The organism is Bradyrhizobium sp. USDA 3315, assembly GCF_054056795.1.
Genome location: NZ_JBSRYP010000001.1, coordinates 5,333,104 through 5,346,974, shown reverse-complemented (window position 1 = coordinate 5,346,974; position 13,871 = coordinate 5,333,104). Strand labels below are relative to the sequence as shown.

Genomic DNA, 13,871 nt, shown 5'->3' with positions numbered 1-13,871 from the left:
GAGGATCACCCGACATTAACCGGGAAGAAATCCCGCCGCCTCCCTAAGCTATTCAGAATCAGGGAGAAGGCGCATCATCCCGGGCCAGACTTAAGCTCGGTGAGCAGTCACGTGGGGATCGAATCGGTGGCTGGAAAGATGCCCGATACAGTCCATTCTCTCAGCACGAACGGATTGACGCCCAAGCGGCAGATTCAGCGCTGGTCGGATGCGCTCACTGACCTTTGCGGCCAGTTCGACGTCGATGCGCTGGAAGGATCCTCGCTCGAAGCCCGGGTCAATTTCACGACGGTATCGCGCCTGAAGCTGTGTCAGATCGAGGCAAGCCAGCACCGGATCGCGCATACCATCTCGCGCATCAAGCTGAGCGAGCACCCCTATATCAAGATCGTGTTCCAGACCCACGGCGTCTCGCATTTCGAGCAAGACGGCCTGCACTTCGACATCATGCCGGGCGACTGCTTCGCCTACGACGTGTCGTGTCCGCACACCATCATCAGCCCGTCGCTGACGCGGCACGAGGTCGTCATCGTTCCAAAGGACCTGCTCAAAGAGCGCGGCTTCCAGCTCTCCAAGATGGCGCCGTGCAAGCTGTCGGCGCGCAACGGCACCGGCCGCATCGCTTATGATTTCGTCCATGCCGCCTTCGGCGAGGCACCGACGCTGACGCCGGTCAACGCCGTCGGCGTGGCTGATGCGCTGATCGACTTGCTGCTGTTGCCGCTGCGCGAGACCGGCGCCATGTTCGACCGCGGCAGCGCCGAGGCCACCTATGTGCGGGCCCAGGGCTTCATCCGCGAGCATCTGCGCGATCCGGATCTCTGCATCGACCGCATTTCCGCGGCGCTCGGCTGCTCGAAGCGCTATCTGCACATGCTGTTCAGCGATCGCGGCATGACGGTCAGCGACTACATCTGGAAGGCCCGGCTGCAGAACTGCCGGCAGGAGCTGGAGTCCCAGAACGGCAAGACCATCACCGACGTCGCGTTCTCCTGGGGCTTCTCGAGCTCGTCGCATTTCAGCCGCGTCTTCCGGAAGTATTTCGGCATCGCGCCCTCCTCGGTCCACAAGGGCCTGCACGGCGGTATGCCGGCCGATGTGGTGCTGGAATAGCGGTTCCATCCGACGTGCAGGCGTTGCGCCATGCCGTCCGCCGACAGACTTTCTCCAACCAAGTTGTCCTCAATCAAGCTGTCCTCGATCAAGGTTTGGGCGCGCAACCTCAAGCGGGACAGCGTTGCGCTGTATCTCGCATCGCGTGATCCGCGCGTGCCCTGGTATGCCAAGGCCCTTGCCGTCGCCGTCGTGGCCTATGCGCTGTCTCCCATCGATCTGATCCCGGATTTCATTCCGGTGATCGGCTATCTCGACGATCTGATCCTGCTGCCGCTCGGCATCTGGCTTGCGATCTCGCTCGTGCCGGACGAGGTGATGGCGGAATGCCGTGCCAAGGCCGGCGCCGTCTTGCAGCGTCCGACCAGCCGGGCGGGAATGATCGCGATCGTCGTGCTCTGGATCGCCGGCGCGGCGGCGCTGGCTTGGGCGGCTTTCAGATATTGGCGACAGCCAATCGTCTAGGACCGTGCGGCCTTTGGCACGAGCGCCTCGACCGTCACGCCATCATCGCTGGAATTGATGTTAAGCGTGCCGCCAAGCGCGAGGATCCGCTCCTGCATCCCGGTCAAACCGCGGCCAAGCCTGTGATCCCTCAGCAGGCCGCGGCCATTGTCGCGAACCCGCACGAGCGCGCAGTCGCGGCTGCCGCGCAGGCCGGCCTGGCATTCCGCCGGTTCGACCGTGATATCGACCGCGGTCGCGCCGGCATGGCGGAACACGTTGGTGAGCGCCTCCTGGACGATGCGATAGATCGTGAGGTCGGCCATCTCGCCGGTATCGCCGAGCGCCGGCGAGATGCGGCTCTCGATCTTCACCTCCGGGTGCGTTTCGCTCCATAGCCGCACCAGCGCGCCGAGCGCTTCCGCAAGCCCGAGCTCGGCCAGGCCGACCGGCCGCAATCGCTCAAGAATCCGGCGCGTGAACTGCTGGAGCGCGTTGACCTGCTCGAGGATGGCGTTGCCGTGCTTGCGCAATGCCGCAGGGTCCGGCTTTTCGACTTCCGCCAGCCGGGTCAGCGCGCCGGCATGCGCGCGCAAGGCAAACAGATAGGGCCCGAACTCATCGTGCAATTCGCGCGCGATCTCCTTGCGCTCGGAATCCTGCAGCGAGACCGCGCGCTCGGCGAGCTGCCGCTTGCCCTCGACGGCATCGCCAAGGGTCGCCGCCAGATGGTTCAGTTTGGCACAGATGGCGGCCAATTCCGGCGATCCGCCGGGCTCGACGCGGGCATCGTAATCCCCGGCCTCGATGCCGGTCATGGCCTGCGACAGTGCCTCCAGTGGCGCCAGCGCGCGGCCGACCACCAGCATGGTGACCAGAAGCAGCGCGACCGTGATCGCGGAGCCGACCTCGATCTGGGTGACGATGCCGTCCCAGATCTCGGCGACTTCGTCGTCGGGATGCGAGGTGATGACCAGCGATTGCGGCTTGCCGTGCACCGAGATCGGCACCCGCACCGAGGTCTGCTCGGGATGAACCAGCGCGACGAACCACTGCGGCGGAGCGCGTTGATCGCCGGCGTCCTCGGGGCGATCAGGAGATTTTGCGGTCGCGCCATCCTGCCGCGTGATGCTGACGTGACGCAGCCGGCTCAGGTCCTGGACGATCTGATCGAGCCGCGCATCGGGATCCGGCGCCTCGTCGAGACCGGCCACGATCGTCGCAACGAATTCACGCGCCAGACGGATCACGCTCCGGTCCTCGGCCTGGACACGCGGCCCCGCTTCCAGCACGAGCCGCGCAATATTGATGCCGAGGCCAAGCGCCAGGATCAGCGCCAGCAGCAGGTTGATCCGCGCGCGCAAAGATAGCTTTTGCCACATGACGTTGCCCCCGACCGCGATCCCTCCTCCGAGAGGATCGTTGACAGCCAAATTTGCCCGGCTATCTAATCGCACCCTATCGCAATCCCGCACGAGGTGCACAACCGGTCGGAACCGACCTGTCCTTCGCGCAAACCGACGTGATGATGAGTGAATCGAAGCAGGTCGCCGGAACAACGCCATGCGCATTCTGATCGTTGATGATCATCCCATCGTTGCCTCCGGTTGCCGCACCGTGTTCGCCGACGATCCCGAGATCACGCTGCTGGAAGCGGCGGATGCCGAAAGCGGCGAACGGGCGTTCGTCGCGGAGAAGCCCGATCTCTGCGTGATCGACATCAACCTGCCGACGGTCTCCGGCTTCGAGCTGGCGCGCCGCATCCTGACGCATGATGCGTCTGCGCGCCTCATCATGTTCAGCATGAACGATGACCCGGTGTTCGCCGCCCGCGCCATCGACATCGGCGCCAAGGGTTACGTTTCGAAGACCGGCGATCCCAACGATCTGGTGGAAGCAGTGCGCGAGGTCGGCAATGGCGGCGTCTATCTGCCGCCAGCGATCGCGCGCAACGTGGCGTTTGCGCGGCCGGGCTTTGCGCAAAATCCGCTCTCCAAGCTCACTTCACGCGAGATGGAGATCCTGCGCCTGCTCAGCTCCGGCAAGAGCCTGTCGGAGATCGCCTGGCTGGTGCATTCATCATACAAGACGGTCGCAAACACGTCATCGATCATGCGCCAGAAGCTTGGCGTGCGCACTTCGGCAGAGCTGGTGCGGCTGGCGATCGAGAGCGGCGTCGCCTGACGCAGCGCTCCAACCAAGAGGAATACGACAATGCAGACGGTTTCCCAGAACAAGTCGCATGGCGGCACGCAAGGCGTCTATCGGCATCCAAGCCGCGAGACCAAGACCGACATGACCTTTTCGGTGTTCGTCCCTGAGCATGCGGCCGGCGCCAAGCTGCCCGTCGTCACCTATCTGTCGGGCCTGACTTGCACCCACGCCAACGTCACCGAGAAGGGCGAATTCCGCCAGGCATGCGCCGAGCTCGGCCTGATCTTCGTCGCGCCCGACACCAGCCCGCGCGGCGAAGGCGTCCCCGGCGATCCCGCCAACTCATACGATTTCGGGCTAGGCGCCGGCTTCTACGTCGATGCGACGGAGCAGCCGTTCGCGACCAATTACCGGATGTGGAGCTACGTCACCGAGGAATTGCCGAAGCTGATCGCCGAGCAGTTCCCGGTCGACACAACGCGGCAGTCGATCCTCGGTCATTCCATGGGCGGCCATGGCGCGCTGACGGTCGCGCTGCGCTATCCCGATCGTTATCGCGCGGCGAGCGCGTTTGCGCCGATCGTGGCGCCGTCGCAGGTGCCATGGGGCAACAAGGCGCTCGGCGGCTATCTCGGCAGCAACAAGCAGGCGTGGCGCAAGCATGACGCCGTCGCCCTGATCGAGGACGGTGCCCGCTTCTCCGATCTGCTGGTCGACTACGGCGATGCCGACGGCTTTCTCACCGAGCAGCTGCGGCCCGAACTCCTGAAGGCCGCCTGCGAGAAGGCCAACATCCCCCTCACCCTGCGGCGTCAGCCGGGCTATGACCACAGCTACTACTTCATCTCGACCTTCATGGCCTATCATCTGCGCTGGCACGCCGCGCGGCTGAAGGCCTGAGCGTCACGCAGTCCGTCATCCTGAGGAGGCCGCGAAGCGGCCGTCTCGAAGGATGCACGTCCCGAATTTCTACGTGTGGCTGTAACCGGGCCGATTCATCCTTCGAAGTTCGCCCAGCGGCGCAATTGCGCCGCAAGGCTCGCACCTCAGGATGACTGCAGTCCATTCGTGAGCGCAGGCTACCGCGCTTGCGGCGCGCCGTAGTTCGGCGCGAGCAGGCGGTTGCGCACGAGGTAGTCGGTGGCGCGCGACCAGGATTCGTCGGTGTTGCCGCGCATGTCGGCGCTCGCCGCCGCCAGCAATTGCCCGCTGTGGACGTCGCGCAAATAGAGATTGATGTTGAGGATGAGGTTGGAGACCTTCTGCACCACGCCCGTCATCACGAGATCAGCGCCCAGTTCGCCGGCCAGCTTCACATCGCAGCCGCCGCAGGCCTGAAGATTGCTGCCATGCGCCGCAGCATTGACCGGCGCGATGTCGAGCACGCGGAACTTGCCGGAGTCCGCGAGCTCCTTGCGCACCTGATCGCCGGCCCGGAGCAGCCGCGCCTGCTCATCACTGCGTGGCCCGCTCACTTCCCCCTGCAGGCTCGTGTCGATCATCTCGAGGTCGAACACCGCGAGCTTGGGCGGCTCCGCGCGCGCTGCCGCCGAAGACACCACCAGCAAAGAAACGGCGAAGGCAAACGCTGATCTCATGATTGTGAACCAATCGTAGTTTGTAACGTCGCAACGACAAAAAGCGGGGTTGCAAGCTAGGCCAATTCCGGCATCTTGCAAGTCAACAGCATGGAAGCCGGATTTCCGAACGCCATGCCGAGTGAAAAAAGACTGCGGGAGGAGTTATGTTGCGATGGCTGATCGGCACGATCGCGCTCAGCATGGTGGCGACCGGCGCGCTGGCGGCTGATCCCGTCGAGGTTCATATCGGCTATCTCGGTCATGCCGGCGTCAAATCGACGCTCTCGCTGGTCGAGCAGCCCGCCGACAATGACGGCATCGCAGGCGCGCGCCTTGCGATCGAGGACAACAACACGACCGGCAAATTCCTCAACCAGCGCTTCGTGCTCGACGAGGTCAAGGTCAAGGATAGCGACGATGTCGCCAAGGTCGCGACCGACCTCGCCGGACGCAACGACTATATCATCACCGACCTGCCCGCCGACGCCTTGCTCAAGGTCGCCGACGCGCTGCGCGACCGCGGCACCGTGCTGCTCAATGCCGGCGCGATCGACGATCGGCTGCGCGAGCAGGACTGCCGCGCCAATGTCATCCACATCGCACCCACCCGCTCGATGCTGGCGGATGCGCTTGGCCAATATCTGGTGTGGAAGCAGTGGAAACGCTGGCTGCTGGTGGTCGGCTCGCATGATCAGGACAAGCTTTACGCCGACGCGCTGCGCCGCGCCGCGACCCGCTTCGGCGCCAAGATCGTCCAGGAACGGACCTTCGAGGACACTGGCGGCGCGCGCCGCACCGACAGCGGCGTGACCTTGATCCAGCGCCAGATGCCGGTGTTCACCCAGCAGGCGCCGGCTTACGACGTGCTGGTCGCCGCCGACGAGAGCGAGGTGTTCGCGAACTATCTGCCGTACCGCACCTGGGACCCGCGTCCGGTGGCGGGCTCGGCGGGTCTCGTGCCGACCAGCTGGGACGCGGCGCATGACCAGTGGGGCGCGGTCCAGATCCAGAACCGCTTCGTCAAGCTGAACATGCGCCGCATGACGGCGCTCGACATGCAGGCCTGGACCGCCGCGCGCATGATCGGGGAAGCCACATCCCGCACCAATTCGGGGGACCCCAAGAAGGTTATCGCCTTCCTCAAGGGCAAGGATTTCTCGATTGCCGCCTTCAAGGGCACGCGATTGACCCTGCGAGACTGGAATCTGCAGCTCCGCCAGCCGATCCTGCTGGCCGATGGTCGTATGGTCGTTTCGGTCTCGCCGCAGGAAGGTTTCCTGCATCAGGTCTCCGAACTCGACACGCTCGGAGTTGACCGGCCTGAAACGAAGTGCAAGCTGCAGTGAGGGAGATGATACGCATGTGGCGCCGCTGTCTGTTGACCGGGATGCTCGTTTGGCTTGCCGCGACACCGGCGTCCGCCTTCGTTGCCTACGTCTCCAACGAGAAGGGCAACACCGTCACGGTGATCGACACCAACAGCTGGACGGTGACCAAAACCATCAAGGTCGGCCAGCGGCCGCGCGGCATCGAGTTCTCGCGTGACGGCAAGTTCGTGATGGTTGCGGTCGGCGACGACGACACGATCCAGGTGATCGATACCAAGACCCAGGAGATCGTCGACACCCTGCCCTCCGGTCCCGACCCCGAATTGTTCACCCAGGATGCCGCCGGCAAGACCATGTATGTCGCCAACGAGAACGACAACACGGTCACCGTGATCGATCTCGAAAAGCGCGCCCGGATCGGCGACATCCAGGTCGGCGTCGAGCCTGAGGGCATGACGATCAGCCCGGACGGCAAGATCCTGATCAACACGTCCGAGACCACCAACATGGCGCATTTCATCGATACGTCGACGCGCCAGATCGTCGCCAATGTGCTGGTCGATTCGCGGCCGCGTTTCGCCCAGTTCAAGCGCGACGGTTCCGAATTGTGGGTCTCCTCCGAGATCGGCGGCACGGTGTCGATCATCGATCCGGTCAAGCGCGAGGTGACCGGCAAGATCACCTTCGAAATTCCGGGCTTGCGCAACGAGGCGATCCAGCCAGTCGGCATCGGCATGACCAAGGACGGCAAGACCGCATTCGTTGCGCTCGGCCCCGCCAACCGCGTTGCCGTGGTCGACGGCACGAGCCACAAGGTCCTCAAATATCTGCTGGTCGGCCAGCGGGTCTGGCACATGGATTTCACCCCGGACGAAAAATATCTGCTGGTCACCAACGGCGTCTCGAACGACGTCTCCGTGATCGACGTCGCGGCCCAGAAGGTGATCAAGACCATTCAGGTCGGCGAACTGCCCTGGGGGATCACGATCGCGCAGCCATGACCGCAACCGACGCCCATATCGCGAACCAGCCTTCGCCGGATGCAAGCCCTGGAACAGCCGCGGCCGTGCAGCCGGCGCTGTCGATCGGCAATGTGAGCCACAGCTACGGTCCGCGCCGCGCTTTGATCGACGTCAGTTTCACGGTTCAGCCTGCGAGCTTCACCGCGCTGCTGGGCCTCAATGGCGCCGGCAAGAGCACGCTGTTCTCGCTGGTGACGCGGTTGTTCGGCATCCAGAACGGCCAGATCAAGATCTTCGGCCACGACATCAGCCGGACGCCGGGTGAAGCGCTGCGGCTGATGGGCGTGGTGTTCCAGCCGCGCACGCTCGATCTCGACCTCTCGCTGACGCAGAACCTGCTGTATCACGCCGCGCTGCACGGCATCTCGCGGCGCGAGGCGCGGCTGCGCAGCGCCGAGGTGCTCGGCCGCATCGGGCTTGCCGACCGCGCCGCCAGCAAGGTGCGCGATCTCTCGGGCGGCCAGATGCGAAGGCTTGAGATCGCCCGCGCGCTGCTGCACCGGCCCCGGCTGCTGCTGCTCGACGAGGCCACGGTCGGGCTCGACGTCAAGGCGCGCGCCGACATTCTCGACCATGTCCGGCAGCTCGTCACCGAACAGGGCATCGGCGTGCTCTGGGCGACGCATCTGTTCGACGAGATCATGCCAAATGACGACCTCGTCGTGCTGCATCAGGGCCGAATGCTGGCGCACGGCCCGATGTCACGGGTGATCGCGGACGCAGGCGCCCAGGACGTCAACACCGCGTTCATGCGCCTGACCGGAACGGCAACACTCGCGGGGAGACCGCCGTCATGACCAGCACGACGGTTACGCCTGAGCGAAGCGGCTTCTCGCTGTCGGAATACATCGTCTGCCTGAACGGCATCGTGTGGCGCGAGGCGCTGCGCTTCCTGCATCAGCGCGAGCGCTTCGTGTCGGCGCTGGTCAGGCCGCTGGTCTGGCTGTTCATCTTCGCGGCCGGCTTCCGGCAGGTGCTCGGTATCTCGATCATCCCGCCCTACGAGACCTACATCCTCTACGAGGTCTATATCGCGCCCGGGCTGATGGCGATGATCCAGCTGTTCAACGGCATGCAATCCTCGCTGTCGATGGTCTACGACCGCGAGATGGGCAACATGCGCACGCTGCTGGTCAGCCCGCTGCCGCGCAGCTATCTCTTGTTCTGCAAGCTGCTTGCCGGCACGGCGGTGTCGCTGCTCCAGGTCTATGCCTTCCTTGTCATCGCGTGGTTCTGGGACATCGCGCCGCCGACCATCGGCTACCTCACCGTACTTCCGGCGCTGGTGCTGTCGGGCCTGATGCTCGGCGCGCTGGGCATGCTGATCTCGGCCAGCATCAAGCAGCTGGAAAATTTCGCCGGCGTGATGAACTTTGTGATCTTCCCGATGTTCTTCGCATCGTCGGCCCTCTACCCGCTGTGGCGCGTGCAGGAAGGCAGCCCGATGCTGTATTATATCTGCCAGTGCAATCCGTTCACGCATGCGGTGGAGCTGATCCGGTTTGCACTGTACGGCAAGATGAACTGGGTTTCGCTCGCGGTGGTCGGCGGCTGCACCGTCGTCTTCATGATCGGCGCGATCCTGGCTTACGATCCATCGCGCGGCCTGGTGCGCCGCGGACCCGGCGGAGGCGAGGCATGACAGGCTGGCGAACAGGACTGGGCGCGCTGCTCGCGATGGTTCTGTCGAACCAGGCCGCATCGGCTGCCGACCCGCGCTATCCGGACTGGCCCTGCCAACAGGCCAAGGTGCCCGAGATCTCGCTCGCCGCAGTCTGGGCCGGGCCGCCGCTCGGCGATGCCGAGACCAAGTGGAAGGACGACCCGAAAGTCAGCGCGCTCGCGATCAAGCTCGCGGCGCGCCGCGTTCCGCTCGAAGAAGCGCAGAAGGAAATCACCGAATTCCTTTCAGCTGCCGCGGCCGACAAGGCGAATGCGGGAAAACTGCTGTTTGCCGGTCTGTTCGATACGCTGAACGGACAGCGCGCCTCGGTCATGAACGGGCTCGAGCGCGTGATGCGCAAGCAGCGCGAAGCCGCGGAGAAGATCCGCGACGACACGCTCAAGCTGCAGGCGCTGCAGGACGCGACACCGCCGGACCAGGCCAAGGTCGACGAGCTCGGCAACCAGCTGGTCTGGGAGACCCGCATCTTCGAGGACCGCGGGCGCGTGGTGAAATTCGTCTGCGAGGTGCCGACCGCCATCGATCAGCGCCTGTTCGCGCTCGGCCGCACCATCCAGCAGGAGCTCGATTGAGGCCTGCGACCGAACGCCCCGGGATCGTCAACGCGCCGTTTTGACGGTCTTTTGGGTAACAGTCTGTTGGGCCACGCCGATCCGGAACAAACTGCACTGCCCGCTCGTTGTCTCCAACTATATCTGAACTTGGGAGACCTCCATGAAAGCAGCCAAGATCGTCATGACCAGCCTTGCCGCCGCGAGCCTGGTCACCACAGCGGCTTTGGCCCAGCAATCCATGTCGGGAATGGTCACCAAGATTGACCGACTGAGTGGAACCATCTCGATCCAGCAGACGCAAGGCGGCACAGTGGGCGCGTCCGGCGGCGCGATCCAGGAATACAAGGTGCCGAAGGGACAATCGCTGGAGGCCTTCCACGCCGGTGACAAGGTCTCGTTCACCACAACGGACAGCGACGGCGGCAAGACCATCAACAAGCTCGACAAGCAGAAGTAACGGCCCACGTGGCGCGCGAGGCTGGGCTTACTGCTCTCCCTCGCGCGGCTCGGGCTCGGCATCCGCCAGCGGCAATTTGGCACGCTCCCATCCGTCAGTTCCCTCCGGATACCACGCCACGTTGCGGTAGCCGTAGGACAGCACGCGCTTGGCCGCGTTCCACGACATCCAGCAATTCTCCTGGCAGTAGATCACGAGCAATCTGGTGGCGTCGCCGCCTGAGGCGCGGACCAGCCCGCGCCGCAGATAATCCTCCGTCGGCGCGGCGACCTTGCCGTAGCCGGTGTCAGGCAGCCAGATGCTGCCGGGAATGTTGAGGTGCGGCCGTTCGCGCCACACCGTGCCGGCGGGCAGATTTGGCTTCGGCGCACGCGGCAGCACGTCGACGAAGGCGGCGGACTTGTCGCGCCAGATCGCTTCCGCTTCCGCGGTGGTGAGCACCCGTGCGCCGGCAAGCGTCACCGGCACCGGAGCGCGGTAGTCCTCGGTGCGATAGCCCTCCGGCTCTGCGGGTGGGTCTTGCGCGCGGACAGGCGAAGCGGCGACGAGCATCACCGCAAGCATGGCCGCGAGCCTGATCATGGTGATTTGGTCGCGGTCTCCGGCCCGATTGGACGGTCGTTCTCGTCGAGCAGCGGGACGCCGTAGTCGAGCAGGATCTTGTTGATCTCGGGCTGGTTCTCCTGGATCAGGCGATTGAGCTGGCGCTTCCAGTTCTGGTCGGACGCCCGCACGCCCATGCCGATGCGATAGATCAGCTTCGGTCCCGTGGTCTCCTTGACCAGCGGGGTGATGTGCAGCGGCGGGTTGGCCTTCTTGGCGTAAAAGCCCGCCATCGGTCCCCACAGGATGCCGGCGTCGATCTCACCCTTGGCGAGATCGTTCATCATCGCCTCGGCCGACGAATCGTAGCGCGTATCGATCATCAGCGGATAAGGCTTCGCATTGGTCATCAGACCGTTGATGGCCATGTTGGTCGCGGGCGGCGTTCCCGCCACGATGCCAATATGCTTGCCTTTCAGCCGCTGGTCCTCGAGCGTCGTGACCTCATCGAGCCCACTGCCCGGCTTCGCGACGATCGCATAGGCTGTGCGGTAATAGGGATTGGTGCCCTGCGCGAGGTCATCGCCTTGCGGAAAGCCCATGATCACGTCGCAGCGATGCGCACCGAGCGTCATCCGCACGAAGCCGGTCGCCTGCGGAAAGAACATGTAGTCGAGCTTCTTTTGCAGCTTCCCGGCCAGCAGTTCGCCGATCTTGTTCTCAAACCCCTCGCCCTTGTCGTTCGAGAACGGCAGGTTGCGGGGATCGGCACAGATGCGCAGCACGCGGGCATCGATGAGCTCGATGGAAAGCTCGCCCTGATCATTGACCTGCGCGCGCGCGATGTCGCGGCCGGCCAGACAGGCGATGAAGCCGACAAGCGCGAGCAGAACAGGACGGCATCCGACAATTCTCATTACGCGGTCTCCTCTTGATCGGATCGATCGCCGCCATCCAGCAATTGCCCGGCGCACCATGACGTGCAACAGGAATAATGATCGCGACCACGCCGCGCTGCTTGCTGCAGCGCAAACTGGAACGCGACGACATCGATCGCGCGTCGCGGAGTAACTGAGGCGGAAACATGGCTCATGGCGGTTCGGTGCTTGCGCTGCTCCTGATGCTTTGGGCGCCGACCATAGCGCGGGCGCAAGAGGTGGAATTGCCTGTAAGCGAAGTCGCTCCCGGAATATTCGTTCACACCGGGGTCACCGCGTTGATGACGCGCGAGAACGAAGGCGCCATCGCCAATGTGGGGTTCGTGATCGGCGACAGTGCCGTTGCGGTCATCGACACCGGCGGCAGCGTCCGCGAAGGACGACAGCTGCTCGCCGCGGTCCGCAGCCGTACCGACAAGCCGATCCGCTACGTGATCAACACCCACGCCCATCCAGATCACAGCTTCGGCAATGCGGCTTTCGTCGGTGACGGGACCAGCTTCGTCGGCCATAAGTCTCTGCCACGCGCGCTGGCCGCGCGCGGACAATTCTACCTCGACGGGTTTCGCCGGACCATGGGCGATGAGCTGATCGACGAAGTGAAGATCATCCCCCCGACCGTGCTGGTCGCGGACACGCTGAAGCTCGACCTCGGCGGCCGGGCCCTCACCCTGAAAGCGTGGCCGCCCGCCCATAGCGACAACGACCTCACGGTCCTCGACGGGCAAACCAGGACCCTGTTCTCCGGCGATATGGTGTTTCTCATCCATATTCCCGTGGTCGACGGCAGCCTCAAGGGCTGGCTGCGTGCGCTCGACGAGCTCGCGGCGATCTCCGCCGAGCGTGTTGTTCCCGGTCACGGACCCGTGAGCGCGTGGCCGGCTGCGCTTGCCGACGAGCGCCGTTATCTTGGGGTGCTGGCCGCGGATGTGCGCGCACTGGTCGCAAGCGGCAAGCCGATCACGGCCGCGGCGGAGCACGCCGCAGCCGCCGAGCGGCCGCGCTGGCAATTGTTCGACGATTACAACGCCCGCAACGCAACTGCAGCATTCTCGGAAATTGAATGGGAATAGCTGTTCGTCCTATACTTACGCGGCTGCATAGGATTTCGCGAACATGACCGGACATCGCGCCCGCCTGCTTTGCATCGCAAGCCTGCTCACGATCGCGCTGGGCACACCGGCTGCGCCCGCCGCGGAGGCCTATGATCCCTGGCCGGGTCTTGTCCAGGACATCTTCAGCAACCGCCCGATGAATGACGGCAATGATGTCATCGGCATCGAGATGCCGATGCGCGCGGAAGACGCCGCGATCGTGCCAGTGACGCTGCGCACCAAGCTGCAGCCGAGCGACAGCCGCCGCGTCGTCGCGATCACGCTTGTGATCGACGAGAATCCGGCGCCGATGGCCGCGAAGTTCACGCTGGGGCCGGCCGCCAACGTCACCGAGATCTCGACCCGTGTCCGCGTCAACAACTACACCAATGTGCACGCCGTCGCGGAGCTCAGCGACGGCAAGCTCTATGTGAGCAAGATCTATGTCAAAGCCTCCGGCGGCTGCTCGGCGCCGGCCGGCAAGAACGTCGAGGAAGCCAGGAACCGCCTCGGCCAGATGCGCTACCGGCAATTCACCAAGTCCGAACAGGGACCTGCGACCAGCACGCGGGAAGCCCAGATCATGATCGGGCATCCGAATAATTCAGGCCTGCAGATGGACCAGGTCACGCAGCTCTATATCCCGGCCTTCTTCGTCAACGAGCTGCACATCTGGCAGGACGACAGTCCGGTGCTGGCGATGGAGGGCGGAATCTCGATTTCCGAGGATCCCAATATCCGCTTCACCTACGTCTCGAATGGCGCCAAGCGCTTCCGTGCCGAAGCCAAGGACACCGAAGGGCATATCTTCGAGCACGAATGGAAGGTCGAGAATCCCGGCACCTGACGCCTCGCGATCTCACGACGGACGCAAAATGCAATGAGATCAGGTTGGATCGCTATCGCGCCTTAGCCCGGTATTTAAGCATGATCTTTCCGGAAAACCGCTTCGCACTTTTT

Annotated in this window: 16 protein-coding genes; 12 read left to right on the top strand and 4 right to left on the bottom strand. The window is 64.2% G+C overall.

All coding sequences use genetic code 11. From position 1 onward, the window contains the following. The first annotated feature begins 138 nt into the window (after nucleotides 1–138). Nucleotides 139–1,113: a helix-turn-helix domain-containing protein gene (locus ACVIYL_RS24765; protein WP_456780097.1), complete on the top strand. Its 975-nt coding sequence runs from the start codon at nucleotides 139–141 to the stop codon at nucleotides 1,111–1,113. Between the two features lie 30 nt (nucleotides 1,114–1,143). Further along, a complete protein-coding gene (locus ACVIYL_RS24760; RefSeq protein WP_456780096.1) occupies nucleotides 1,144–1,578 on the top strand; it encodes a YkvA family protein in 435 nt (144 codons plus the stop codon). Here the strand turns inward: ACVIYL_RS24760 and ACVIYL_RS24755 are convergent. Then, nucleotides 1,575–2,939 carry a histidine kinase gene (locus ACVIYL_RS24755; RefSeq protein WP_456780095.1) on the bottom strand — a complete coding sequence of 455 codons (1,365 nt, stop codon included), beginning with the start codon at nucleotides 2,937–2,939 and terminating at the stop codon, nucleotides 1,575–1,577. The genes ACVIYL_RS24760 and ACVIYL_RS24755 overlap by 4 nt on opposite strands. A gap of 181 nt (nucleotides 2,940–3,120) precedes the next feature. Here ACVIYL_RS24755 and ACVIYL_RS24750 point away from each other — a divergent pair, with 181 nt between their 5' ends. Continuing rightward, on the top strand, nucleotides 3,121–3,741 hold the full coding sequence (locus ACVIYL_RS24750; RefSeq protein ID WP_016847801.1) for a response regulator transcription factor: 621 nt from the start codon (nucleotides 3,121–3,123) through the stop codon (nucleotides 3,739–3,741). Nucleotides 3,742–3,771: 30 nt separating this feature from the next. Then, the gene (fghA, locus tag ACVIYL_RS24745; protein WP_456780094.1) at nucleotides 3,772–4,611 is read left to right on the top strand and encodes an S-formylglutathione hydrolase; all 840 of its coding nucleotides are present in this window, start codon (nucleotides 3,772–3,774) and stop codon (nucleotides 4,609–4,611) included. Between the two features lie 179 nt (nucleotides 4,612–4,790). Here the strand turns inward: fghA and ACVIYL_RS24740 are convergent, their stop codons facing one another. After that, nucleotides 4,791–5,309, bottom strand: a complete 519-nt coding sequence (locus tag ACVIYL_RS24740; protein ID WP_456780093.1) for a DUF3280 domain-containing protein — start codon at nucleotides 5,307–5,309, stop codon at nucleotides 4,791–4,793. Between the two features lie 146 nt (nucleotides 5,310–5,455). Here ACVIYL_RS24740 and ACVIYL_RS24735 point away from each other — a divergent pair, with 146 nt between their 5' ends. The 6 genes from ACVIYL_RS24735 to ACVIYL_RS24710 all read left to right on the top strand — a co-directional run bounded on the left by ACVIYL_RS24735 (nucleotide 5,456) and on the right by ACVIYL_RS24710 (nucleotide 10,336). Continuing rightward, the gene (locus ACVIYL_RS24735) at nucleotides 5,456–6,637 is read left to right on the top strand and encodes an ABC transporter substrate-binding protein (RefSeq protein WP_168856063.1); all 1,182 of its coding nucleotides are present in this window, start codon (nucleotides 5,456–5,458) and stop codon (nucleotides 6,635–6,637) included. 5 nt (nucleotides 6,638–6,642) lie between these two features. Continuing rightward, nucleotides 6,643–7,620 carry a YVTN family beta-propeller repeat protein gene (locus ACVIYL_RS24730; protein ID WP_253607699.1) on the top strand — a complete coding sequence of 326 codons (978 nt, stop codon included), beginning with the start codon at nucleotides 6,643–6,645 and terminating at the stop codon, nucleotides 7,618–7,620. After that, a complete protein-coding gene (locus ACVIYL_RS24725) occupies nucleotides 7,617–8,438 on the top strand; it encodes an ABC transporter ATP-binding protein (RefSeq protein ID WP_456780092.1) in 822 nt (273 codons plus the stop codon). The genes ACVIYL_RS24730 and ACVIYL_RS24725 overlap by 4 nt, the downstream gene beginning before the upstream one ends. Then, a complete protein-coding gene (locus ACVIYL_RS24720; protein WP_057020563.1) occupies nucleotides 8,435–9,283 on the top strand; it encodes an ABC transporter permease in 849 nt (282 codons plus the stop codon). Before ACVIYL_RS24725 ends, ACVIYL_RS24720 begins: the two co-directional genes overlap by 4 nt. After that, complete coding sequence (locus ACVIYL_RS24715) at nucleotides 9,280–9,897, top strand: hypothetical protein (protein ID WP_076834158.1); 618 nt, start codon at nucleotides 9,280–9,282, stop codon at nucleotides 9,895–9,897. Before ACVIYL_RS24720 ends, ACVIYL_RS24715 begins: the two co-directional genes overlap by 4 nt. Nucleotides 9,898–10,039: 142 nt before the next feature. Further along, a complete protein-coding gene (locus tag ACVIYL_RS24710) occupies nucleotides 10,040–10,336 on the top strand; it encodes a copper-binding protein (protein ID WP_016847793.1) in 297 nt (98 codons plus the stop codon). A gap of 27 nt (nucleotides 10,337–10,363) precedes the next feature. On the opposite strand, the gene ACVIYL_RS24705 is transcribed toward ACVIYL_RS24710, so the two are convergent. Continuing rightward, nucleotides 10,364–10,918 (bottom strand): PQQ-dependent catabolism-associated CXXCW motif protein, encoded by a 555-nt coding sequence (locus tag ACVIYL_RS24705; RefSeq protein ID WP_253607696.1) that lies wholly within the window; start codon nucleotides 10,916–10,918, stop codon nucleotides 10,364–10,366. Beyond that, entirely contained in the window at nucleotides 10,915–11,796 is an 882-nt protein-coding gene (locus tag ACVIYL_RS24700; protein ID WP_076834162.1) for a substrate-binding domain-containing protein, read from the bottom strand. Before ACVIYL_RS24700 ends, ACVIYL_RS24705 begins: the two co-directional genes overlap by 4 nt. Before the next feature lie 167 nt (nucleotides 11,797–11,963). Here ACVIYL_RS24700 and ACVIYL_RS24695 point away from each other — a divergent pair, with 167 nt between their 5' ends. Together ACVIYL_RS24695 and ACVIYL_RS24690 are read left to right on the top strand one after the other, a co-directional pair. Continuing rightward, complete coding sequence (locus tag ACVIYL_RS24695) at nucleotides 11,964–12,890, top strand: quinoprotein relay system zinc metallohydrolase 2 (RefSeq protein ID WP_456780091.1); 927 nt, start codon at nucleotides 11,964–11,966, stop codon at nucleotides 12,888–12,890. A 43-nt stretch (nucleotides 12,891–12,933) separates the two neighbouring features. Next, nucleotides 12,934–13,758: a quinoprotein dehydrogenase-associated SoxYZ-like carrier gene (locus tag ACVIYL_RS24690; RefSeq protein WP_456780090.1), complete on the top strand. Its 825-nt coding sequence runs from the start codon at nucleotides 12,934–12,936 to the stop codon at nucleotides 13,756–13,758. The last annotated feature ends 113 nt before the right edge of the window (nucleotides 13,759–13,871 follow it).